Origin of the sequence: Nonomuraea sp. NPDC050547, from assembly GCF_044457345.1 — a bacterium.
Lineage (GTDB): Bacteria > Actinomycetota > Actinomycetes > Streptosporangiales > Streptosporangiaceae > Nonomuraea.
Genome location: NZ_JBITGW010000009.1, coordinates 1 through 22,640, shown reverse-complemented (window position 1 = coordinate 22,640; position 22,640 = coordinate 1). Strand labels below are relative to the sequence as shown.

Sequence of the window (22,640 nt, the reverse complement as noted above, 5' to 3'; positions counted from 1 at the left end):
GTGCTCGATCAAGGCGCCCGAGCGGAGCGAGGACCACCAGCCGGGGTGGGATCCAGCTGGCTGACCACCCAAACGGGCAACGGGTGGGTCCAGGCAGGACGCCCGAGCGGAGCGAGGACCTTTATGGGCGGACCAACCGGTACGGCTGGCGGGGGCGGCCGGCCTGGGAGCCCTTTACCGGCGGCATCGGCCAAGCCAGCCCCTCCTCCGCCAGACTCTGCAGAACCCGGCGAGCCGACCGGGGCGCCACCGCCAGCACATCGGCCACGATCTCGGCGTCCACCACCAGCGCCTCCGGCCCGTCACCCAGCCCGGCGACCAGGCGTTCCAGGAGCTTGGCCCCCTTGGTGGCGGTGACCGGCTCGCTCTCGGCCCGTCGACGCTGCCGCAGCGGCAGGGAGAGGACGGTCCCGTCCCCGCTGACCATGTAGGCCGCCGCCGCCCCGGCGTTCCGGGCTTTCTCGACGGCGACCAGCGCGTTGGCGTCGGCGTCCCGCGCGGTGGTGCCGAGCCCGATTCCCACCTCGACCGGCACCCCCGCCTCCGACCGCACCCGGTCCATGAACGGCGCGACCCGGAACCCGTCGGTGGCCTGCGCGAGCGCACCGACCGTGGCGGTGACGACATAGCTGTTCTCGTCGCGTGGCACCACGGTGGCCCCCATCACCCGGGCGTCGGCCAGTAGCGACTGGTGAAGGGAGAGCTTCAGTTCCTGCTGCCAATAATTGCCGGGCCCCGAATAGCTGGGCCGGGCAGAGGCGGCCAGTTCGACCACGGCAATGGCGATCTGCCCCTCTTCCAGCCGGCTCCCCGTGCCAAGAAGAGCGGCGGTGTTCAGCGCCAGCCGCAGAGTGTGAGAGGTGGGCAGCATCCGCAGCACCGGCACCCCGGCGGCGGTGAGCGCCTTGGCCACACTCCTTATCGTGGTGAGCGCGGCGGTGGTCGCCCCTTGCCGGTAGAGCTGCTCGTGAAAGCCGATGAAGCCGCGGGCGGACTCCGGCTGGTCGTACTCGGAAAGGTGCACCCCCGCGGTGCTGACCCCGATCTCCCCATAGGCCTCTTCGACATCGACCGCGGGCAACGAGTCGATGCTGACCCTGGCCGGTTCGATCCCGTCGGCGAGCACCCCGCGCAGCAGCGCGGCATAGAGACTGGCCCCGCTCATGGGCACGAACGTGGCCGGCATGGGCAGTTCGCCGCCCTGCCGGGCGAGGTCGTATTGGAGCGGCCCGGTGAACAGAGCCACGTCGATGCTGTCGGCGATCTTGGAGAACTTCTCGTAGGTCTCGTGCTCACCGGCCAGCGGCGCGCCCACCAGCCGCCAGTCGGCGGCGGCGGGCAGGTCGGCGCCGATCATCATGATCTGCTCGACCAGGTCGGGCGGCCCGACGACCCCGATGGCCACCCTCGACCGTGTCTCGGATCGCAACCGATCCATGATCGTTATCTCTCCAGTCCGGATCGCCACTGCAGGAGTCGCGTCATCGTCCCGCCGAGGACCGCCGCACGGTCCTCCTCGGCGAGGCCACTGAAGATTACCCGGCCGAGCGACATGCGAAGATCGATGAACGGGAAGTCGGAGCCGTAGACCACCCGGCCCGCTCCGACCTCCGACACCATTCTGACGATGTCGGGCCCGCTGTTGAAGGAGCCGCAGACCTCCAGGACGAGTCCGGGCTGTCGCTGCGCCGCCTCGATCGCGAGGTCGAAGCCGAGCGGCGTGGCCCCGGCGTGCCCGGCCAGGATGGTCGCCCCGGGATGCCGGGCGGCCACCTCCTCCACCTGCCCGAGATCGTTGTACGGCGAGCCGTCATAGCTGTGCGTCAGCACGGGGCATCCGGTCCGCTGCGCGAACTCCCACACCGGCGCGTACCGCCGCCCGGTGAGCGGATAGTCGTGCAGGTCGGGATGGAGCTTGATCCCCCCGAAGCACGGATCGTCCCCCCAACGCCCCAGTTCCCCCACGGGATCCTGCCAGGGGTTGACGGTCAGGTACCCGGTGAACCGGTCGGGCGCGCCCCGGACGATCTCGGCGGTCTGCGCGTTGCCCTCGGTGGCGTCGAGCTGGATGGCGAGATGGCTGGACAGGACCGCGTGCGCCACCCCGCACCGGTCCATGACCCGTACCATCGCCTCGGGTCCGGCTTCGGGAATGAAGAACAGGCTGTACGGCCCGGCGTGCGCGTGGGCGTCCACGATCCGTACCCCGGTCTGGGGACGGCGGCTCCACACGGCGGTCTCGATGCTCACGCGGCCCTCGCTTCCTGACGCAGCAGGCCCAGCACGTTGCCGGAGCCGATGGCGGCCACGCTCTCGTCGTCCAGCTCCGACCAGAGAAGCCGGGTGAGCGCTTCGGCCGGGTCTCTGGCGGGGGCGCCGGTGCCGAAGACGAGGCGGCGCGGGCCGTACCTCTCGACGAGCCATTCGAGGCCGCAGTGGGAGGAGAGGTTGGCCAGCCCGAGATGGACGTTGGGGGTGCGGGCGAGCACGCCCGCCGCCTGCCTGAGCAGGCGGTACCCGAGGCCGCCGACGACGACGGCGAGGCCGGGGCGGGCGGCGGCGACGGCCTCGACGGTGGGCCAGCCGGCCTGCGGCGCGTCGAGCAGCAGCGGCAGCCCGGCCTCGGCGACGGCGTCGAGCACGCGCGCGGTGTCCTTGCCCGCGAGGTCGTAGCCGTGGTCGGCGGGGTAGGCGCGGACGGCGGCGACGCCGTTGTCCAGGGCGGAGGTGACGAAGTTCGCGGTCTCGTCGCAGGTGTCGGGCAGCATCACCCAGCAGGGGCGCAGCCTGGGCTGTCCCTCCGTCAGCTTGGCGATCTTGAGGTTGCCCTGGTGCGGGTCGTGCAGCCACGACCAGCTGTGGCTCACGAGCGCCTCGGCGATGCCGAAGCGGTCCATTCTGGCCAGCGCCTGCGTGACCGTGCCCTGGCCGACGTCCCTGCGGGGGTGCCGGCCGAGCATCGCGTCAGCGTCGATCAGCATGAACCGTCCATCCGTCGGGGATCGTGGGGGGCTGGTCGCGGAAGGGGAAGAGCCCGACGGTGAACCGGCCGTCGGCGCGGCGCAGTCCGAGGGTGTGGATCTCGCCGTACTCGGCGGTCCTGGCCTCGGGGTCGGGGATGCGCGCGGGACCGTTCCCGTGCAGGACCTCGTCGGGCGCCTCCAGGGGTACGGCCAGCAGTCCGGGCCCCTTCTCCGTCACGAACCCGAGCCCGTCCCCGTGGCGGCGCCAGGGTGACAGGCCGTGAAGCTGCCAGATCGCCTCGGCGTCGATGCGGTCGGAGACCACCCAGTAGCCGGGGTCGGGCACGAAGACGATCCGCCGGTCGTGGCGCTGTTCGTAGCCGTGATGATGTCCCTCGAAGACCTGCTTATCGGGAAAAATCCGGAACAAGTCGCATGAAGCCCTTCGATCCTCCTCATACTCCTGCCCCGGCACCAGCAACGTGTTGTGCGCCCTGGTCGCCTGGTACCAGTCGTAGTAGCCCGGGTCGTCATACGACGGCGGCCCGCCGCCCTCCCACGCCAGCGGCACGCCCCAGCCTTCGATCACGAAGTCGAGCGCCGCGTGGTGGCTGTGCGGCTCCAGCTCATGCCCGACATACGGCCCATAGTTGATCACCGTGTGGAAGCCGCCGCCCCGCAGCACCGCGTACCCGCTGGCCTCAAGGTTGACCGGACCGGACGGCGGCTCGATGCCCACCGGCCAGACCACACCGCTGTCCTGCAGGTGCGGCACCCAGCCGCCCGACGTGGTCAGCGCGGCCAGCCAGTCGTGCATGAGCGGGTAGCGGGGATGGGCGGCCAGCGACGGCTCGACGGCGGCGGCCCGCTTGAGCGCGTCCAGGCACATGCCGTGGTAGCCGGGCGAGCGCTCGTGGTGGCCGCCGTCGGCGCGTACGTCACGCTCCAGATGTTCGTGGATGCGGGCCAGCGCCACCTCCGCCCACGACTCGGCCTCGGGCAGGTCGGCGAAGACGCGGGCCAGGTGCAGGAGCTCGCAGACGGTGGCGAACTGCCAGTTGCCGTGGCGGAACTCGTCGTGCTCCTCGGCCGACCAGCGCGCGCCGCCGACGACGGTCTTCAGCATCTCCCTCCGGCACCGCTCGCCCAGGGCCGTGCCGAAGGCGTGCAGGGCGTGGGTGACGTACATGCCGCGGGCGCACACGCCGAGCGAGTACCAGATCACGTCGAGGCCGGGCCAGTCGCCCTCCACCCGGTCGCGGTCGGCGTACCACTGCAGGAACAGGCGCTCCCAGGTGTCGGCGTAGCGCTGGTCGCCGGTCTCGGAGTAGGCGGCGATCAGCGGGGTCATCCAGCGCAGGTAGTGGAAACCGTACAGGCGGGAACGGCCGTGGCCCTTGTCCAGGAAGTCGACCTCGATGCCGATCAGGTCGTCGGCGGCTTCCGCCGGCATGCCCGCGGGTACGGGCGCCCGCCACCTCCAGGTACGGCCCAGCTCCGGCAGATCCTCGTCGGGAATGTGGCGCATCCGGGTCGGGTGCACGTGCGGCGGCTTCTCGACATAGGCGGTCATGCGAGCCTCACCGGGAGCCCGGTGCGGGCGGACTCGTGCGCGGCTGCCAGCACGGCGGTCACATCGCGCGAGCTCTCGACGCTGATCAGCGGCTCGGTCCCGGTGCGCGCGCAGTCGACGAAGTGGTGGATGGCGTCGCGGTAGGCTCCGGCGGGCACGCCGTGCACGACGCGCTGGAGCATGTTGCGCGGGTAGGCGTAGGCCTTGGCGGTGGCCACCTGGATGTTCTCCTTCTGGCGGTCGAGCTGGATGACGCCGTCCTCGCCGACCACGGTGACGTAGCTGTCGACCATGGTGGGGAAGGTGTTCGGGTAGATCCAGGCCGACTCGAAGGTGGCGACGGCGCCCCGGCTGAAGCGGGCCTGGATCTGCATCGCGTCGGGGGTCTCGATGCCCATGCCGCGCAGCTTGCCGTGGCGGGCGGTGGCGAAGACCTCCACCACGCGGTCGTCGTAGAGCCAGCTGAGCAGGTCGATGTCGTGGCTGGACAGGAACCAGGCGCAGCTGGTCTGGTCGGCCCAGCGGATCATCTCGGTGGGCACGTGGATGGTGTCGTCCTTGCGGGCGTACCCCACGACCGGCTCACCGACCAGCTCCATCTGCTGCTTGGCCTGCGCGTACGCGGGCACCCAGCGGTGGTTGAACAGGCACATCGCGATCACGCCCGCCTCGCGGATGGCGGCGACCGCGCGGTCGGCGTCGGCGACCGTCGTCGTGAACGGCTTCTCGACCAGGATGTGCAGCCCGGCCCGCGCGGCGGCGACCATCATGTCGGCGTGCAGGTGGTCGGGCGTGGTGATCGAGACGGCGTCGACCGTGCCGGAGGCGATCAGGTCGCGGTAGTCGGAGTAGACGGCCGCCTCTCCCAGGGGGCTGCGGGAGACCGCGGTGAGCTCGACGTCGGGGTGGGCGGTGAGCACCTCGGCGTGCCCGCGGCCCATGATCCCGGCACCGATGATCCCTACTCTGAGCTTAGGCAAGTGCGTCATTCCATCGCTTCTCTGCAGTGTCGAGCGCTTCCTTCGCGCTCTTGGTACCCGTGAGGAAGGCCCTCACCTCTTCGGAGAGCAGCTCGCCCAGCTCCGCGTCCTTGTTGGTGCCGATCGGGGTGTACTTCAGCTGGGGCAGCCCCTTCACGATCACGCTCCTGGCCGCGGCCATCGGGTCGTCGCCGGAGACGGCGGTGAAGAACGTGTCCTTGGTCGAGGAGACCGTCGAGGGGTAGATCGGCACGATCTTGCAGAAGGCCAGCTGGTTGGCGCCGTTGGTGAAGTACTTGATGAACTCCGCGGCGGCCTTCTTGTTCTTGGACGCCTTGGGGATGGAGAAGGCCTGCTGCGCCAGCAGCAGGTTGCCGCCGGTGCTCATCTGGACCGGCGCGGTGACGAGCAGGTCCTTGTAGACGTCGGGCGCGTTCTTCTGCACGTTGAGCAGCTCGGCGGCGTTCGCGTGCGCCTTGAAGGCGACCTGGCCGTTCTCCAGCGTCTGCGGGAGGTTGCGGATGTCCTTGGACACGGCGCCGGGCGCGATGCCCTTGGCCGCGTAGCTCTTCTTGAACTTCTCCAGCACCTCGGCGGCCTGCGGCGTGTTGAACACGGCCTTCTTCTTGTCGGGGCTGAGCAGTTCGACGCCGTAGTAGCGCAGCGTGTTGTGGTCGGGGATCGCGTTGAACCCGTTGACCTTGGTCTTGCCGAAGACCTTGTCGGCCAGCGCGAGCGCCTCGTCGTAGCTGACCGGAGGCTTGGCGGGGTCGAAGCCGACCTTGTCCATCACCGACCTGCGGTACATGGCGACGGGCGAGCCGCCGTTGTACCAGGGCACGGCGTAGAGCTTTCCTGCGGTACGCAGCGGCTCGACCAGGTTCGGCTGGAAGTCGGCGAGGTCTCCCTGGGTGAAGTAGGCGTCGAGCGGTTCGAGCGACGGCGTGAACCGGCCCAGCTCGATCGAGCTGACGTTGACCGCGTCGGGCACCTCGCCACTGGCCACGGCGGCCAGCAGCTTCGTGGCGCTCTCCTGGCCGGGCACGTCGACCCACTTGACCGTGACCTGGGGGTGCTGCTTCTGGTAGTCGGCGATCAGACCGTTGATGTAGTCGCTGTAGTTCTTCTTCAGGTTGATCGTCCAGAACTCGACCTCGCCCTCGAAGGGCTGGTCGTTACCGCCTTCCGCGGCTCCGGAGGTGCCGGCGACGCAGCCGGTCGCGAAGAGGGAGAACGCGAGAGCCGCTACTAAGAAGCTTCTGCTTGACATGTGGCCGTCCTTAATCGCTACTTTCGGCACAATGACAGGACGTGCTCTTGCCGTCAATCCCCGGGCTATGTACGCTGCAGAAAATTCTGGCCCGCCGTTATCCATCTTTAGGACTACCAATGCCCGGACAGCGGTGGTACACCCCCTACCTCTTCGCCCTCCCGGCCCTGGCCTTGTTCGGGGTCTTCTTCGTCTGGCCGGCCGTCACCGCGATCCAGCTGTCGTTCATGAAGTACGACGTGGTCTCGCCGCCGGCCTTCGTCGGGATGGACAACTTCGTACGCCTCCTGGGCGACGAGAAATTCTGGACCGCGACGCTCAACTCGGTGCTGTTCCTGATCGGGCTGTTCCCGCTGCTGGTCGTGCTGCCGCTTTTGCTGGCCGTACTCGTGAACCAGAAGCTGCCGGGGATCAGGACCTTCCGGATGCTCTACTACCTGCCGGTGGTCACCTCGATGGTCGCGGTGGCCGTGGCCTGGGAGTACGTCTTCAACCAGCAGGGCGTGCTCAATTGGATCCTCACCGGCGCCGGCCTGCTCGACCAGCCGATCCAGTACCTGCTCGACCCGTTCTGGGCGCTGCCCGCGCTCATCGTGGTCGAGGGCTGGAAGAGCATGGGCTTCTACATGATGATCTACCTCGCGGGGCTGCAGACCATCGACACCTCGCTCTACGAGGCGGCCCGCGTCGACGGCGCCACCGCCTGGGACCGGCTGCGGCGCATCACCGTGCCACTCATGATCCCGTACATCGCCGTCGCGTTCACGATGGAGATGCTCGACGCGATGCAGGCCTTCACCTCGGTGTACGTCATGACCCGGGGCGGACCGCAGGACGCGACGCTGACCCTCGGCTACTACATCTGGTCGGCCGGCTTCGAGCACTACGAGATGGGCTACGCCAGCGCCATCGGGCTCGTGCTCTGGGTGGTCATGATCGCGCTGGCGATACTCAACCACCGCCTCACCAGGGGGAAGTCGTGAGAACACGCAACATCGGGATGTACGTCCTGCTCACGGCGATCGCCCTGGTCTTCGTCGGCCCGTTCCTCATCCTGCTGTCGTCGGGGCTGAAGCCGTCCGACCAGGCGGTCTTCGCCTTCCCGCCCGACATCATCCCCCGGCCGCCGGTCCTGGACTGGGTGAAGGAGGCGTGGACGGCGATCCCGTTCCCCCGCTATCTGCTCAACTCGGTCCTCTACGTGGGCGCGATGGTCCCGGCGTACGTGCTGGTCTCGGCGCTGTGCGCGTACCCGCTGGCGCGGCTGCGCTTCCGCGGCCGGAACCTGATCTTCCTGGCGATCCTGTCCACGATGTTCCTGCCGGGCGAGGTCATGCTCATCCCGCGTTTCCTCGTGGTCTCGCAGCTCGGCATGGCCGACACCTATGCCGGGGTGATCCTGCCCGGCCTGCTGTCGGCGTTCGGGATCTTCCTGCTCCGGCAGACCTTCGCCGGGGTGCCGCGCGAGATCGTGGACGCCGCCCGCACCGACGGCTGTCACGAGCTGCGCATCTTCTGGCACGTGATGCTGCCCGCCGCCCGGCCCACGCTGGCCATCCTCGCCATCTTCGGCTTCATCTCGGTCTGGAACAGCTTCATCTGGCCGCTGGTCGTGCTCAAGGACTCGGCCAAGTACCCGATCGCGCTCGGGATCGCCTATCTGGCCGGGATCACCGGCACCGACGTCAGGACCCTCGCCGCCGGGACGATCATCTCGATCATCCCGGTGGTCGTCGTTTTCATGCTCATGCAACGCCATGTCCTCGAAGGCATGCGAGGCGCAGTGAAAGGCTGACCGCGATGTTGACCCGCAGGCAGTTCGGTTTGGGCGCGATGGCGCTGGGGTTACCCCTCACCGCGAGCCCGGCAGGCCACGACTACACGACCCGGGAGACGTTCGACCTGTTCGACAAGGTCTTCCACGACAGCGGGCTGACCGGGCAGCCCACGCACACCAACGAACTGGGCGCCCTCGGCTGGGGCCAGTCCTACGTGTTGTGCGCGTTCGTCCGGATGTACGAGGCCTACAAGGACACCCACTACCTCGACCGGCTCATCCACAACGCCGACCTGGTGCTGGCCGGGCGCGACTCGGTCCGCGGCGTGACGGACTACCGGGGGCTGTCGCTACCGGGCTGGCGTAACACCAGCTACACCGCGGGCGGGGTCATCCTGCTCGACGCCGCCGGCACGCCGGTCCTGGAGGTGCGCAGCGCGCTCACCAACGTCAGCGACGCCGTCGTCACGGTGAAGGCGGGCAGCTCGGCCGAACGCTTCACGATCGTGGTGGACAACCCGAAGAAGAAGCGCGTCTCCACCTTCACCGACCTGACAGTGGACGACACCGTGGACAACGCCGTCGAGCGCGTCCTGGCCGCCTACCCCACCCCCAACATGGTCACCGCCAAACGGCTCGCCGCGGGCGCGCCCGCGCACGGCACGTTCCCGATGGCGGCGGCGCCCGTGCACTTCTCCGTGCACACCGGCATGATCACGTATCCGATGGCAGCCTTCGTCCGGCTGGTCCGTCAGAGCCCCAGACTCCAACGCATCCCGAAATATCGGGACAAGGCGCGGGAGTACCTCCAAGCCGTCCGCGAGGCCGCGGCCATCCACGACCGCGAGTGGCACGACGGCGGCTACTTCATCTGGCCCAAGCACATGCCGGTCCCCTACGACGGCACCGAGCAGCCCCACAACCAGTCGCTCGGCCTCGGCCAGACCTACGCGGAGCTCGCCGCCGCCACCGGCGAGCCCCGCTACCGCGAGCGCACCCGGGCCATGGCCCGCACGTTCGGCCGCGACCTGCGGGCCAACGACAAGGACGCCTACGTCTGGCCCTACTGGCCGGCGTCCGGGGTGATGTACCGCGGATACACCCGGGCCGACGACGTCTCGGAATGGACGCCGTCGTACGGCAGGCCGCCCGTGGGCGCGCAGCAGATGGAGGACCTCAGCCACGCCGGGATCGACGTCGAGTTCGCCGCCGCCGCCCACCGCGCCGGCCTCGGCTTCCGCGGCCACGACATGGCCCGCCTCGCCCGCACCTACACCCGCAACCTGGCCACCTTCGACAACGGCGTGGCCACCACCTTCCTCTACGTCGACGGCGGCGGCGGCCTCGCCCCGGCCGGGCAGTACCTACAGGCGCCCCGCTTCATGCCCGTCGCGCAGTGGGACCCCGGCCTCTTCACGCACGCCCGCAAGGTCTACGACGACCACGCCGTGGAGTCCCAGGCGGGTTCCACGCTGCTGAGCGTCGCCTATCTCAACTGGTTCGCCCGGAGGTCCTGATGCGTCTGTCCCGCCGCCGGTTCACGCTCGGCGCCCTCGCTCTCTCCAGCACTGCTGTTCTCCCCGGTACGGCTCGCGCCGCCGCCGCCCACGACTACACCGCCCGCGAGACCTTCGACCTGTTCGACCGGACCTTCCACAGCAGCGGCAGCGCCGGCCAGCCGTCCGACACCAACGAGCACGGCGGCCTGGCCTGGGGCCAGTCGTACGTGCTGCTGGGCTTCGTCCGGATGTACGAGGCCTACCAGGACACCCACTACCTCGACCGGCTCATCCACAACATCGACCTGGTGCTGGCCGGGCGCGACTCGGTCCGCGGCGTCACCGACCACCGGGGCCGCTCGCTGCCCGGCTGGCGGGCCATGGCGCCCTACACGGTCGGCCTGGTGACGCTGAAGGACGCGGACGGGCGGGCGCTGGTCGAGATCCGCACCGCCCTGACCTACGCCGACAACGCGGTGGCGACCGTGCGGGCGGGCAGCTCCGCCGACCGGTTCACGCTGGAAGTGCGCAACAACCGGACGAACCTGGTGGCGACCTTCACCGACCTGTCGCTGGATCCGGCGGCGCCCGACTACGCGGTCCAGCGGATCCTCGACGCCTATCCGACGCCGACGCTGGTGACGGCGCGGGAGCTGCGGGCCGCGCCCGCGGGGAACGCGGTGCCCGCGCTCGGGGCCACGCCGTTCGTGTCCCAGCCGGTGATCTTCACGGTGCACACTGGCATGATCACGTATCCGATGGCGTCGTTCGCCAAGCTCGTGCTGCGGAGTCCGCGGCTGCGGGCCGTACCGAAATATCGGCACAAGGCGGTGGAGTACCTGAAGGCGGCGCGGGACGCGGCGGCCATCCACGACGACGAGTGGCGGCAGACCGAGGACGGCCGAGGGTATTTCGTGTGGAACAAGGGCACTCCGCTCGCCTACGACGGCACCGAGCAGCCCACGAACCAGAGTCTCGCGCTCGGCCAGACCTACGCCGAACTCGCCGCCGCCACCGGCGACCCCTTCTACGCAGGCCGGGCGCGGCGGATGGCCGCGACCTTCCTGCGCGAGGTCAAGGCCGACGCCGACGACGCCTACGTGTGGTCGTACTGGCCGGCGTTCGGGCGGACCTACAACGGGTTCGCCAAGGCCGACGGCGTCTCGGAGTTCACGCCTTCCGGCGGCCCGGCGCGGCAGATCGAGGACCTCAGCCATGGGGCGATCGACGTGGAGTTCGCCGCCGCGGTCTTCCGCAACCGGCTGTTCTACAAGGGCGCGGACATGGCGCGCTTCGCGCGTACCTACAGCAAGAACCTCGTGGCGCCGCCCGGCGCGGACGGCATCGCCACCGCCTACCAGCGCGTCGACGGCACCGGCAGCACGACCTCCGCCGGGCAGTATTTGCAGGCGCCGCGGTGGATGGCGGTGGCGCAGTGGGACGAGGCCGTGTTCACGCACTCGCGGGCCATCTATGACGGCCGCGCCGTACAGCCGCAGCTCGGTTCCTATCTGGGCTGTGTGGCCTACCTCAACTGGCACGCCCGAAGGGGGTCGTAGTGTTGCTCAACCTGGTCGTCGCCGGGGCGCTGGCGCTTGGCGGCGCGCCCTCTCTGGAGAGCGTCTGGCTCACCAAGTACAAGGCGCTCGAGGCGCAGATCGGCGCCTCCGTCTACAACGACCGCAGCAGCGCGACCCTGGCCTGGGGCGAGAGCTACATCATGCGCAGCTACCTCGACGTCTACCAGGTCACCCAGGACACCGGCTGGCTGGACAAGCTCGTCAGCCACGCCGACACGGTGATCGCCAACGCCGACGACGTGGACGGCGACGGGTTCCTGGGGTGGAGCACCGAGCGGTACTCGCCGGTCGAGATCGCCAACACGGGCTTCGAGAGCGGTGACGGTGCGCTTCCCACGTCATGGACCCGCTTTCAGGACACCGGCAGCCATGTCCATCGCACGACCGACGCGGTCGAGGGCACCCAGTCGGTGCGGGTGGTCTCCGATCAGACCAAGTGGAAGAAGCTCTACCAGAACGTCAACAGCGCCTACGAGGGTGGATCCACCTACGTTCTGCGCGGATGGGGCAAGAAGGCCGGGTCGGTGACCGGGCGGATCGTGCTGCGCAACGGGTCCACGACGATCTGCGCGCTCGACTACACCTCGACGAGCTGGACGTTCAAGCAGGTCGAGTGCAAGCTACCCACCGGCGGGCCGCAGCTTCGGGTGTGGCTGGAGCACGCCTCCTACACGGTGGCCGGATCGGCGTCCTTCGACGACGTGAAGCTGAGCGGCCGCTTCCCGTACATGGTGCACGACGCCATGATCGGCATTCCCATGGCCGAGTTCTCCAGGCTTGTCGCCCAGACCCCCGCCCTATCCGGATACAGCGCGAAAGCGGCGGCGTATCGCGGCTTTCTGGAGACCGAGATCGTGCCCCGCTGGGAACAGAGCGCCTACCTCGGCAACACGTGGAACGGCACCACCTGGCGCCAGCCCCCGAACGTCGACACCCTCTCCCACACCGGCACCGGCAACGACCTGCCCTTCAACATGGCCCTCGGCTTCGCCAACCTGCTGACGGTCCTGCACAGCCTCAACGGCGACCCCGCCTACCTCCAGAAGGCCAACTCCACCGTCCAGTGGGCCAAGTCGAACCTGGTCAACTCCGGTGGCGCGTACATCTGGAACTACGGCACCTACACCACCATGAAAGAGGACCTCTCACACGCGAACGTGGACCTGTCGGCGTTCCTGGAGTCGTACCGGCGCGGGCAGGTGATGACCACCGCCGACATGATCGCCCTCAAGAACACCCTCAAACTCAAGATGTGGAACGGCTCCGCCACCGCACCCGTCTTCAGCCTGCGGGTGGACGGCACAGGAGCGGCCAACGGAACCGACTACTTCCTGCACTCGTGGATCGAACTCACGGAGTGGGACACGCAGGTGAAGGCGCTGGTGGCCGCCAAGTACACCAACTTCACCCCTGCCAACTCCTCCCACCTGATCACGTTGTCCCGCCTGCTTGCCCGAGGGTAGGGAGTCGGGTGGAGCCCCTCGGTGCAGGGCGGGGCCAACGACTGTTCCTGGATTCCTCAACTCGATGGCGTACGGATGGTCGCCTGGGCTGAGTGCGGGCGGCGCAGCCCGTCCAGTACGAGGGTGATGAGACCGTCGGCCTCGGCTCGCCAGCCGGGGCGGTCATGGGCCGCGCCGATGCCGTGCAGGGCCATCATCACGGCACCGGCGTCCACGTCGTCGCGAACGGCGCCATCCCGTACGGCGGCGGCCACCAGGTCGGCGACAGCCTGCTCCAGCGCGCGGCCGCCGTCGGCGAGGGCACCCGAGCGATCGGCCATGAGCGTGGCCAAGGTCCGGGCCAGGCCCTCGTGGGCGCCGATGTGGTCGACCATGCCGCGCAGGAAGGTGGCCAGGGCCTCCGAGGCGGGGAGTGTGGCCTGCAGCCGGTGGGCTCGGTCGCACAGCGCGGCGACCTCCCCGTGGTAGACCGCCTCGGCCAGCGCCTCCCGGGTGGGGAAGTTGCGGTACAGCGTGCCGGTGCCCACCCCGGCCAGCTGGGCGAAGTCGTCGAAGCGCAGGTCGAAGAAGTTCCCGGCGTCGAAGACCTCTCGTGCCTTGGCGATCAGGACATCGCGGTTGCGCTGGGCGTCGGCCCGCAGCGGCTTGTCGGCGGTCATGGGCTTCCCTCACGTTGACAAATGGAGATGATCTCCATATCTTCAAAGAAGTGGAGATTGCCTCCACATTGATCGTACCCCACGAGGTGCAGCGTGAAGATCCTCATGTTCGGCCGAGGCGTGATCGCCACCATCTACGGCTGGGCCCTGCAACACGCGGGACACGACGTCGAGTTCTACGTCCGGCCCGGCCGCGCGGCGACGTACGGGGACGCGGTGGACCTCGACCTGTTCGATATGCGGCGCCGGGTGTGGGGGCAGCGCGTCGCCGAGACGTGGCCGGTGCGCTACCGCGAGGAACTGGCGCCGGACCACGGCTTCGACCTGATCGTGCTCAGCGTGCCCCACCACCGCCTCGCGGAGGCGACGGCCTTCCTGGCCCCGCGCGCCGGCCAGGCCACGGTACTGATCTTCGGCAACCTCTGGGCAGAGCCGCTCGCCGCCATCGGCGCACTCCCCGCCGATCAGATCGCCTGGGGCTTTCCCCAGGCCGGCGGCGGCTTCGGCGCCGACGGCGTCCTCCACGCGGCGCTGCTGCCGTCGGTCATCTTCGGCACCCTCGGCCAGCCCCCGACCCACCGGGAACAGGCCGTGCGCCAGGCGTTTCGCGAGGCCGGCCTCCGGATCAAGGAACGGCCCGACTTCCGCGGCTGGCTGTGGGTCCACTTCGCGTCGGATGCCGGCATGTTCGCACAGGGCCTGCGACGGGGATCGCTGTCCCAGCTGGCCGGGGCAACCGGCGACCTGCGCCAGGCGCTGCTGACCGCCCGCGAACTCCTGCCACTCCTCCAGGCACGCGGCCTCGACCTGCGACGACACCGCGGCGCGGTGCTGCCCTTCCGGGCACCCACCTGGCTGACGGCACCCATACTCGCCTGGCTGACCACTCACGTCCCGCCCGCGCGCGTCAGCCTCACCGCGCACAACGACCCCGACGCCGAGGAACCGCGCGAGGTCTGCCGGGACACCCTGGCCGAAGCACGACGGCTGGGCATCTCGGCACCACGACTGGAAGCGGCGGAACCACACTTCGCCCGCGAGGGGACAGGTCGAGTCTGAATCCACCGATGCCGTCGGTCCCGGTGATTCATCGCAGCTCCTTGGTCCGCCGCGTCCCAGAACCAAACCCGGTCGAGCAACTGCCGTTCACACACGGTTTTCGCTGTCCAGCCTCCATCGCCTGTCCGTGACGTCGTAGAAGGAAATGTCATGACTACAACCGAGAAACACGCGTTCCCCATGGCCCGTACGTGCCCGTTCGCGCCGCCACCGGCGTACGAAGAGATCCGTGAAGGAGAGCAGGTCTCGCGGGTCCGTCTGCCCGACGGCGGATGGGCCTGGGTGATCAGCCGCCACGACGACGTGCGAACCGTGTTGAACGACCGGAGGTTCAGCGCCGACCGGCAGCATCCGGACTTCCCAGCGCTGGTCGAGGGCGAGGCGGCGTCCCGGCGGCCGGACGAGGAGCGCTTCCTGATCTCGATGGACGCGCCCGAGCACGGGCCGGCGCGCAAGGCCGTACTGGGCGAGTTCACGGTGCGCCGGCTGGAGGCGCTGCGTCCGCGAATCCAGGAGATCGTCGACGGGCGGATCGACGCGCTCCTGGCCGGGCCGCGGCCCGGTGACCTGGTGGACTCGCTGTCGCTGCCGGTTCCGTCACTGGTGATCTGCGAGATGCTGGGCGTGCCGTACGCCGACCATGAGTTCTTCCAGGAGCACACGGTGGCGGTGATCAAGCAGTCGACGCCGCCCGAGGAGCGGTGGGCGTCCATGAGTGCCATCCAGGGCTACATGGCCGACCTCGTCGCGGAGAAGGAAAAGAACCCAACGGACGACCTGCTCGGGCGCCAGATCGTCAAGCTGCGCGCGGACGGCGCCTACCGGCGGACGGCACTGGCCCGCATGGGCTTGCTGCTGCTCGTGGCCGGCCACGAGACGACGGCGAACATGATCTCGCTGTCGACCGTGGCGTTCCTGCGCAACCCGGAGCAGCTCGCGATGATCAAGTCCGACCCGGGCAAGACGCTCAACGCGGTCGAGGAGATGCTGCGGTACTTCACGATCATCGACGTGGCGGCGGCCCGGCTGTGCGTCGAGGACATCGAGGTCGGCGGGCAGCTGATCCGCGCCGGAGAAGGAGTGCTGGCACTCGGCCATTCGGCCAACCGGGACCCGCGAGCGTTCGAGAACCCGGACAAGCTCGACATCGAACGCGGCGCGCGCCACCACGTCGCGTTCGGGTTCGGGCCGCACCAGTGCCTGGGCCAGAACTTGGCTCGGATGGAGCTACAGATCGTGTTCGACACGCTGTTCCGCCGCGTCCCCACGCTGGAGCTGGCGGTGGATGTCGACGAGCTGCCGTTCAAGGACGACGCGAACATCTATGGCCTGTACCAGCTCCCGGTGACCTGGTAGCGCATCCCACCTCGGGAGGAGAAGGCCATGAAAATCATCGCGGACACCGGTAAGTGCGTCGGTGCCGGACAGTGCGTGCTCACTGAGCCCGCGCTGTTCGACCAGAGCGAGGACGACGCCACCATCATCGTGCTGAACGAGACACCGGACGGCGAACTGGCCGAGAAGGCCCGCCAAGCGGTGCACCTGTGCCCTAGCCAGGCCATCTCACTCGAAGAGTGAGTGGATGGCCGCACAAGCCTGAAAGGCCTTTGTCAGCGGAACGCGGCCGCCGCCTTGAGGAAGGTGTCGTTGGCCTCCGGGTCTCCGATGGATACCCGGGCTCCCTCTCCCGCGAACGGCCGGACGGCCACGCCCTCGATCCCACAAGCGGAGGCGAACTCCATCGTCCGCTCCCCCAACCGCAGCCACACGAAGTTCGCCTCGGTGGGCGGCACTTCCCATCCCTGGGCGATGAGCGCCTCCCGCACCCGCGTACGTTCCTTGACCACCACATCCACCCTGGCCAGCAGTTCGTCCTCCGCCTCCAGCGAGGCGAGGGCGGCGATCTGGGCGAGGCTGTTGACGGCGAAGGGGATGGTGACCTTGCGTACGGCCGCGGCCACCGGCTCATGTCCGATCAGGTAGCCGACCCGCAGCCCGGCCAGGCCGTACGCCTTGGAGAAGGTGCGCAGCACGCAGACGTTGGGCCGCTCTCGGTAGATGTCGAGCCCGTCGGGGACGTCCTCGTCGCGCACGTACTCGCGGTACGCCTCGTCCAGAACCACGAGCACGTTCGAGGGCACCCGGTCGAGGAACGCCGTGAGCCGGGCCCGTCCGATGGGTACGCCGGTCGGGTTGTTCGGGGTGCAGACGAAGATCATCCGAGTCCGGTCGGTGATGGCGTCGGCCATGGCGTCCAGGTCGTGTTCCTCGTTCACCAGCGGCACCCGTACCGAGACCGCTCCGGCGAGGTCGGCCAGCAGCGGATAGGCCTCGAACGAACGCCAGGCGTAGATCACCTCGGCGCCGGGTTCGCTCACGGTCTCGAACAGCTGCTGCGCCACGGTCACCGAGCCGGGCCCGAGCGCCACGTGCTCGGCCGACACGCCGAAGCGCCCGGCGAGCGCCTCGGTCAGCCGTACCGACGCGGGGTCGGGGTAGCGGTTGATCTGCCGCGCGCCTTCCGCGATCGCCTCGACGACCGAAGGCAGCGGGTCATAGGGGGATTCGTTCGAGGACAGCTTGTGGGACCGGCCGTCGGCGCTGACGACGGCCTTGCCCGCCTTGTACGCGGGCATGGTGTCCAGAATGGCGCGGAAACGAGGCATGGCCACACTGTAATCCCCGGTCCGCGCCTCTTGCGCTACGCCTGCCCGTCTCCTAAGTTATGGGCCATAACTAAGGTTAGCCTTACCTATAGGAGTGAGCGGTGCGGACTGGTGGGCGGACAGCCACGTTCAGCCACGAGGACGTGGTCGCCGCGGGCGTGCGCATCGGGCTGCACGAGCTGACGGTCCAGGCGGTCGCGGAGGCGCTCGGCGTCACCCCCACCGCCGTCTACCGGCACGTGCCGAGCCGCGCGGCGCTGGAGACCCTGGTCGGCGAGGCCATCCTGAACGAGCTCACGCTCCACGACGACCCGGAGCGCCCCACCGCCGCGCATCTGGTGGCGTTCGGCCGCCAGTTGCGGCGGTTCACGCTCGCCCACCCGGGCACCGCCCAGTACCTGCAGCGGCTGTTCCCACGCGGCCCGTCCGGCGTCCGGCTGCTCGAAACGCAGATCAGAGCCCTGGCCGGGCGCGGGTACGCCCCCGCCGCCGCCACCGTCCTCAGCTCCGCCGTGGCCACGGTCACCATCGGGATCGTCGCGGCCGAACAGGCCCAGGACGCCCAAGCCCGGCTCGACCCTCCCGGCACCGAGGAGAACACCCGCGAGGCCCTGGCCGCGATGGCCGGTTCGCCGCTGGTGCGGGCCGCCTCCCTGGGCATCCCCGCCCACACCGCCGACGACTACTTCGAGCTGGTCCTGACCTCGCTCGCCGAAGGGCTGGTGGCCAAGCTCCCACCCGGGCGCGACGTGGCCGACCTCGCCGCCGCACTACGAGAGGAACACTGAGATGGCCCGCGGCTACGGCGGGGTGGTGATGAAGGCGTTCGGCGCCGACGAGCACACGCTCACCGTCGTGTCGTACACCGACATCACCCCGCACTTCCGGCGCATCACCTTCCACGCGCCGACGCTGTTCGACGGCCCGCCTATCGAGCCGGCGAGCTGGGTACGCATGTGGGCCCCCGACCCGGAGCGCCGGGGCCGCGAGCACCAGCGCGGCTACACCCTGGTCGCCCCCGACGCCGACACGTGCGAGGTCAGCCTGGAGTTCGTCCTGCACGAGCCGGCCGGCCCCGCCTGCGTCTGGGCACGCGAGGTGAAGGTCGGCGACACCGTGCAGGTGAGCCGGTGGTCCTCCGGCCAGTTCACCGCGCCCACGCCGGAGCCCGACGGCTACCTCCTGATCGGCGACGCGGCTGCGCTGCCCGGGATCAACGCGATCCTGGCGGCGGTGCCCGAGACGACCCCGGTCGAGGTCATCCTGGAGCGCTTCCACGACGACGACCTGGACATCCCGCTCACCGCCCACCCCCGCGCCCGGGTCACGTGGGTGCCGGCGACCGGCGACGATTCCGTGCTCGCCCGCGCCGTGGAGGATCGCGACTGGTCCGACTGGTACGCGTGGGTGACCGCCGAGTCGGCCGCCACCAAGCGCGTGCGCGAGCGGCTGAAAGAGCTCGGCTTCCCGAAGGCCGAGGTGAAGTCGCGGGCGTACTGGATCAAGGGCAAGGCCATGGGCGTGGACCGCCCCACCGAGAGCGAGGAGCGGCCGCAGACGCCGCCCACCCCCAAGCAGACCGGGCAGTGGCGTTCGCGGGCCGGCGCCCGGCTGCTGGCACCGCTGAAGTCGCGGCTCATGCTGGCCGGTGTCTTCCAGGCCGTCGTCTCGCTGCTGCAGCTCGCGCCGTACCTCATCCTGGCCGAGCTCTGCCGCCGCCTGCTGGCCGGCGGCGCCGTGGCCGCGGGCGTGACGGAGCTCGGGCTGCTCGCGGTGGTACTGCTCGGCGTGGGCACGACGCTGGCCGGCCTGCTGGTGCTGGCCATGCACGCGCTCGACGCCGGGTTCGGCCACCACGTCAGGGCGAGCGTGGTGCGCAAGCTCGCACGGGTGCCGCTCGGCTGGTTCACCGACCGCACCTCCGGCAAGATCAAGCAGGCCGTGCAGGACGACGCGGCCACCGTGCACTACCTGGTCACGCACGCGGTGCTCGACATCGTGGCGGCGGTGGTCACGCCACTGGCCGTGCTGGGCTACCTGTTCTCCGTCTCGGCGGGCCTGGCCGCGATCCTGCTGGTGCCGCTGGTCTTCTACGGCGTCCTGACCGGGCGCATGGTGGCGGCCTCCAGCGCGGCGCTGCCCCGGTTCTCGGTCTGGGAGACGCGGGTCGCCTCGGAGGCGGTCGCGTACGTGGACGGGCTGGCCGTCGTGCGCGCCTACGACGCCGGACCCGCCGGCGGGTTCCGCGCCACGCTGGAGGAGCGAGCCCGCTTCCTCGACGCGTGGCAGCGCCCGCTCGGCGGCCGCAAGACCGTGGTCGACCTGGTCACGCGGCCGCTGACCTCGCTGCTGCTGATCATCGTGACCGGCGGCCTGATGGTGGCCGGCGGGGTGCTGAGCGCCGCGGATCTGCTGCCGTTCCTGCTGCTGGGGGTCACGTTCGGGGCACAGCTCCTCGCCGCGGGGTACGGGCTCGGCTCGGCCCGCGAGGGCCTCGGCGCCGCCCAGCGGATCGGACTGCTCCTCGACGAGCCCGAACTCCCGGAACCCGACGTGCCCCGGCCCCTCCCTGCCGGCGAAGGACGCCCGGTGCGCTTCTCCGGCGTCTCGTTCGGCTACACCCCGGAGCACGAGGTCCTGTCCGGCATCGACCTCGAACTGCGGCCGGGCACCGTCACCGCCCTCGTCGGCCCGAGCGGCGCCGGGAAGTCCACGCTCGCCGCGCTGCTGGCCCGCTTCCACGACGTCACGGCCGGCCGTATCACCATCGACGGCGTCGACCTGCGCGAACTCCCTCTCACCGACCTGTACCGGACGGTCGGCTTCGTCTTCCAGGACGTCGCGCTGATCCGCGGCAGCGTCCACGACAACATCGCGCTCGCCCGTCCCGACGCCACCCGCGAGGAGGTGGAGCGGGTGGCCCGCGCCGCCCAGATCCACGAGCGGATCGCCCGGCTGCCCGGCGGGTACGACACCGTGCTCGGCGACGAGGCCCGGCTGTCCGGCGGCGAGGCGCAGCGCCTCACGATCGCGCGGGCGCTGCTGGCCGACCCGGGCGTGCTGGTGCTCGACGAGGCCACCGCCTACGCCGACCCGGAATCGGAGCACCAGGTTCAGGAGGCGCTGAGTCACCTGGTGGCCGGCCGTACCGTGCTGGTGATCGCGCACCGGCTGCACACCGTGGCCGGCGCCGACACCATCGTCGTGCTGGACGGCGGGCGGATCGTCCAGCAGGGCGCCCACGCGCGCCTCGTCGCAGAACCCGGCCTCTACCGCGAGCTGTGGCAGGCCACCTCCATCATCGAGCAGCCGAAGGCCTCCGCATGATCCTCCAGACCCTCCGCCTGGCCGGCGACCGCGGCGCCGCCGTGCGCTACGCCTGCCTGCTCACGCTGAGCACCCTCCTGCGGGCGGGCGCCATGCTGAGCCTGGTGCCTCTGCTGTCGGCCCTCTTCTCCGCGGCCCCCGCCGGCGCGCTCCCGTGGATCGCCGTCCTGGCCGCGCTCGTGGCCGCCGGATGGGCCAGCGACTACGCCGTCACCGGGGCCGGTTTCGCCATCGGCTTCGGCCTGCTCAACAACCTGGAAACGCAGATCGTGGACCGGCTCCAGCGCATCCCGCTGGGCTGGTTCACCAGCGAGCGCCGCTCCGGCGCGCAGCGCGCCCTCACCTCCTCGGGCCGCGAACTCTGCCAGGGCATCACGCACCTGCTCACCCCGACCGTCAACGCCCTCGCCCTGCCGGCGCTGATCGGGGCCGGGCTGCTGTTCGTCGCGTGGCCGCTGGGCCTGGTCGCGCTGGCCGCCGTCCCGCTGCTGCTGGGAGCGCTGTGGCTGAGCGGGCGCTGGCTGCGCGCCGCCGACTCCTCCTATGACGCCGCCTCCGGTGAGCTCGCTCAGCGCATCATCGAGCTGGCGCAGTCACAACCGGCATTGCGTACGGCCGGCCGTACCGGCGTGGAAGGCACCGCGATCGGACGGGCACTCACCCGCCAGCGCAAGGCCGCACTGCGGCTGATCGGGCTGGGCATCCCCGGCCAGCTGGTCTTCGGATTCGCCACGCAGGCGGCGCTCCTGGGGCTGGCCGCCACCGCCGTCACCCTGGGCGTCTCCGGCGAGCTGAACGCGGCCGAGGTGGTCGCGGTGATCATCGTCATCGTCCGGTTCATCGAACCGTTCACGACGCTGGCCGATCTGTCCCCCGCGTTGCAGAACATGCGCGGCACCCTCACCCGCGTCCACGCCATCCTCGACGCCCCCGCCCTGGACCCACTCCAGGGCGACGCCGAGATCCTGCCCCGCCACGACGCCGCCGCCCTGGAGCTGCGCGACATCCACTTCGGCTACGAGCCGGGCCACGACACGATCGCCGGCGTCTCCTTCACCGTCGAACGCGGCACCACCACCGCGGTGGTCGGCCCCTCCGGCGCCGGCAAGAGCACCCTGCTGGCGCTGATCGCCCGCTTCCACGACGTGGGCGCCGGCTCCGTCCACGTCCGCGGGCACGACGTCCGCCACTACGACCCCGCCGTCCTGATGGGCCAGCTCGGCATCGTCTTCCAGGACGTGTACCTGTTCGACGCGAGCCTGTACGACAACGTCCGCCTCGGCAACCCCGCCGCCACCGAGGACGAGATCCGCGCCGCCGCCACCGCCGCCCAGCTCGACGAGGTCATCGCCCGCCTCCCGGACGGCTGGGAAACCCGCGTGGGCGAACGCGGCACCTCCCTGTCCGGCGGCGAACGCCAGCGCGTCAGCATCGCCCGCGCCCTGCTCAAGAACGCGCCCCTGCTCCTGCTCGACGAGGCAACCGCCGCGCTCGACACCAACAACGAACGCGCCATCATCGGCGCCCTGGAATCCACCGGCCGGGACCGGGCCACGCTCATCATCGCCCACCGCCTCAGCACCATCGCCCGCGCCGACCAGATCGTGTTCCTGGAGGACGGCCGCGTGGTGGAGTCAGGCACCCTGCCCGAACTCCTCGCCCTGGACGGCCGCTTCGCCGGCTACTGGCGGCAACGCGAACAGGCGGCCGGCTGGACCCTCGTCCCCCGCTAGTGGTCGCGCCCGTTAATTCGTCGGGGGTCATGCGGCTTGTGGGTGTGGTGCGTGTCGATCGTGCTTCCTGATGCGCGTCAGGAGGAGGTTG

Annotated in this window: 19 protein-coding genes; 11 read left to right on the top strand and 8 right to left on the bottom strand. The window is 70.0% G+C overall.

Translation table 11 applies throughout. The features are described 5' to 3' along the window. Positions 1–121 precede the first annotated feature (121 nt). The 6 genes from ACIBHY_RS22705 to ACIBHY_RS22680 are packed head-to-tail and all read right to left on the bottom strand — an operon-like array spanning position 122 to position 6,786. Positions 122–1,429 carry a GTP cyclohydrolase IIa gene (locus ACIBHY_RS22705; protein ID WP_397307654.1) on the bottom strand — a complete coding sequence of 436 codons (1,308 nt, stop codon included), beginning with the start codon at positions 1,427–1,429 and terminating at the stop codon, positions 122–124. A 14-nt stretch (positions 1,430–1,443) separates the two neighbouring features. After that, positions 1,444–2,250: an amidohydrolase family protein gene (locus tag ACIBHY_RS22700; protein WP_397247340.1), complete on the bottom strand. Its 807-nt coding sequence runs from the start codon at positions 2,248–2,250 to the stop codon at positions 1,444–1,446. Then, positions 2,247–2,981, bottom strand: coding sequence for an amidohydrolase family protein (locus ACIBHY_RS22695; protein WP_397307653.1), 735 nt, complete (start codon positions 2,979–2,981; stop codon positions 2,247–2,249). The genes ACIBHY_RS22700 and ACIBHY_RS22695 overlap by 4 nt, the downstream gene beginning before the upstream one ends. Next, positions 2,965–4,536 (bottom strand): heparinase II/III family protein, encoded by a 1,572-nt coding sequence (locus tag ACIBHY_RS22690; protein WP_397307652.1) that lies wholly within the window; start codon positions 4,534–4,536, stop codon positions 2,965–2,967. Before ACIBHY_RS22690 ends, ACIBHY_RS22695 begins: the two co-directional genes overlap by 17 nt. After that, entirely contained in the window at positions 4,533–5,525 is a 993-nt protein-coding gene (locus ACIBHY_RS22685) for a Gfo/Idh/MocA family protein (RefSeq protein ID WP_397247334.1), read from the bottom strand. Before ACIBHY_RS22685 ends, ACIBHY_RS22690 begins: the two co-directional genes overlap by 4 nt. Beyond that, the gene (locus ACIBHY_RS22680; RefSeq protein ID WP_397307651.1) at positions 5,509–6,786 is read right to left on the bottom strand and encodes an ABC transporter substrate-binding protein; all 1,278 of its coding nucleotides are present in this window, start codon (positions 6,784–6,786) and stop codon (positions 5,509–5,511) included. The genes ACIBHY_RS22685 and ACIBHY_RS22680 overlap by 17 nt, the downstream gene beginning before the upstream one ends. A 119-nt stretch (positions 6,787–6,905) precedes the next feature. On the opposite strand from ACIBHY_RS22680, the gene ACIBHY_RS22675 reads away from it, so the two are divergent. From ACIBHY_RS22675 to ACIBHY_RS22655, 5 genes are read left to right on the top strand one after another with little or no spacing between them, the layout of a single operon-like run. Then, positions 6,906–7,769, top strand: a complete 864-nt coding sequence (locus ACIBHY_RS22675) for a carbohydrate ABC transporter permease (protein ID WP_397270593.1) — start codon at positions 6,906–6,908, stop codon at positions 7,767–7,769. Next, positions 7,766–8,581, top strand: a complete 816-nt coding sequence (locus ACIBHY_RS22670) for a carbohydrate ABC transporter permease (protein ID WP_397247328.1) — start codon at positions 7,766–7,768, stop codon at positions 8,579–8,581. Before ACIBHY_RS22675 ends, ACIBHY_RS22670 begins: the two co-directional genes overlap by 4 nt. A gap of 5 nt (positions 8,582–8,586) precedes the next feature. Continuing rightward, positions 8,587–10,080, top strand: a complete 1,494-nt coding sequence (locus ACIBHY_RS22665) for a hypothetical protein (RefSeq protein WP_397307650.1) — start codon at positions 8,587–8,589, stop codon at positions 10,078–10,080. Continuing rightward, the gene (locus ACIBHY_RS22660) at positions 10,080–11,621 is read left to right on the top strand and encodes a hypothetical protein (protein WP_397307649.1); all 1,542 of its coding nucleotides are present in this window, start codon (positions 10,080–10,082) and stop codon (positions 11,619–11,621) included. Before ACIBHY_RS22665 ends, ACIBHY_RS22660 begins: the two co-directional genes overlap by 1 nt. Next, the gene (locus tag ACIBHY_RS22655; protein ID WP_397307647.1) at positions 11,621–13,105 is read left to right on the top strand and encodes a hypothetical protein; all 1,485 of its coding nucleotides are present in this window, start codon (positions 11,621–11,623) and stop codon (positions 13,103–13,105) included. The genes ACIBHY_RS22660 and ACIBHY_RS22655 overlap by 1 nt, the downstream gene beginning before the upstream one ends. Before the next feature lie 56 nt (positions 13,106–13,161). Here ACIBHY_RS22655 and ACIBHY_RS22650 read toward each other — a convergent pair whose 3' ends face one another. Further along, positions 13,162–13,764 carry a TetR/AcrR family transcriptional regulator gene (locus ACIBHY_RS22650; RefSeq protein ID WP_397247320.1) on the bottom strand — a complete coding sequence of 201 codons (603 nt, stop codon included), beginning with the start codon at positions 13,762–13,764 and terminating at the stop codon, positions 13,162–13,164. Positions 13,765–13,857: 93 nt separating this feature from the next. Between ACIBHY_RS22650 and ACIBHY_RS22645 the strand changes: the two genes are divergently transcribed. The 3 genes from ACIBHY_RS22645 to ACIBHY_RS22635 all read left to right on the top strand — a co-directional run bounded on the left by ACIBHY_RS22645 (position 13,858) and on the right by ACIBHY_RS22635 (position 16,401). Beyond that, positions 13,858–14,823 carry a ketopantoate reductase family protein gene (locus tag ACIBHY_RS22645; RefSeq protein WP_397247318.1) on the top strand — a complete coding sequence of 322 codons (966 nt, stop codon included), beginning with the start codon at positions 13,858–13,860 and terminating at the stop codon, positions 14,821–14,823. A 150-nt stretch (positions 14,824–14,973) separates the two neighbouring features. After that, positions 14,974–16,179, top strand: a complete 1,206-nt coding sequence (locus tag ACIBHY_RS22640; RefSeq protein WP_397247316.1) for a cytochrome P450 — start codon at positions 14,974–14,976, stop codon at positions 16,177–16,179. Positions 16,180–16,206: 27 nt separating this feature from the next. Then, the gene (locus ACIBHY_RS22635; protein WP_397247314.1) at positions 16,207–16,401 is read left to right on the top strand and encodes a ferredoxin; all 195 of its coding nucleotides are present in this window, start codon (positions 16,207–16,209) and stop codon (positions 16,399–16,401) included. A gap of 32 nt (positions 16,402–16,433) precedes the next feature. Here ACIBHY_RS22635 and hisC read toward each other — a convergent pair whose 3' ends face one another. Beyond that, positions 16,434–17,489 (bottom strand): histidinol-phosphate transaminase, encoded by a 1,056-nt coding sequence (gene hisC / locus ACIBHY_RS22630; RefSeq protein WP_397307646.1) that lies wholly within the window; start codon positions 17,487–17,489, stop codon positions 16,434–16,436. Between the two features lie 101 nt (positions 17,490–17,590). On the opposite strand from hisC, the gene ACIBHY_RS22625 reads away from it, so the two are divergent. The 3 genes from ACIBHY_RS22625 to ACIBHY_RS22615 are packed head-to-tail and all read left to right on the top strand — an operon-like array spanning position 17,591 to position 22,549. Further along, on the top strand, positions 17,591–18,277 hold the full coding sequence (locus ACIBHY_RS22625) for a TetR/AcrR family transcriptional regulator (RefSeq protein ID WP_397307645.1): 687 nt from the start codon (positions 17,591–17,593) through the stop codon (positions 18,275–18,277). A gap of 1 nt (position 18,278) precedes the next feature. Beyond that, positions 18,279–20,816 (top strand): ABC transporter ATP-binding protein/permease, encoded by a 2,538-nt coding sequence (locus ACIBHY_RS22620; RefSeq protein ID WP_397247308.1) that lies wholly within the window; start codon positions 18,279–18,281, stop codon positions 20,814–20,816. After that, positions 20,813–22,549 (top strand): ABC transporter ATP-binding protein, encoded by a 1,737-nt coding sequence (locus tag ACIBHY_RS22615; protein WP_397307644.1) that lies wholly within the window; start codon positions 20,813–20,815, stop codon positions 22,547–22,549. Before ACIBHY_RS22620 ends, ACIBHY_RS22615 begins: the two co-directional genes overlap by 4 nt. Positions 22,550–22,640 lie beyond the last annotated feature (91 nt).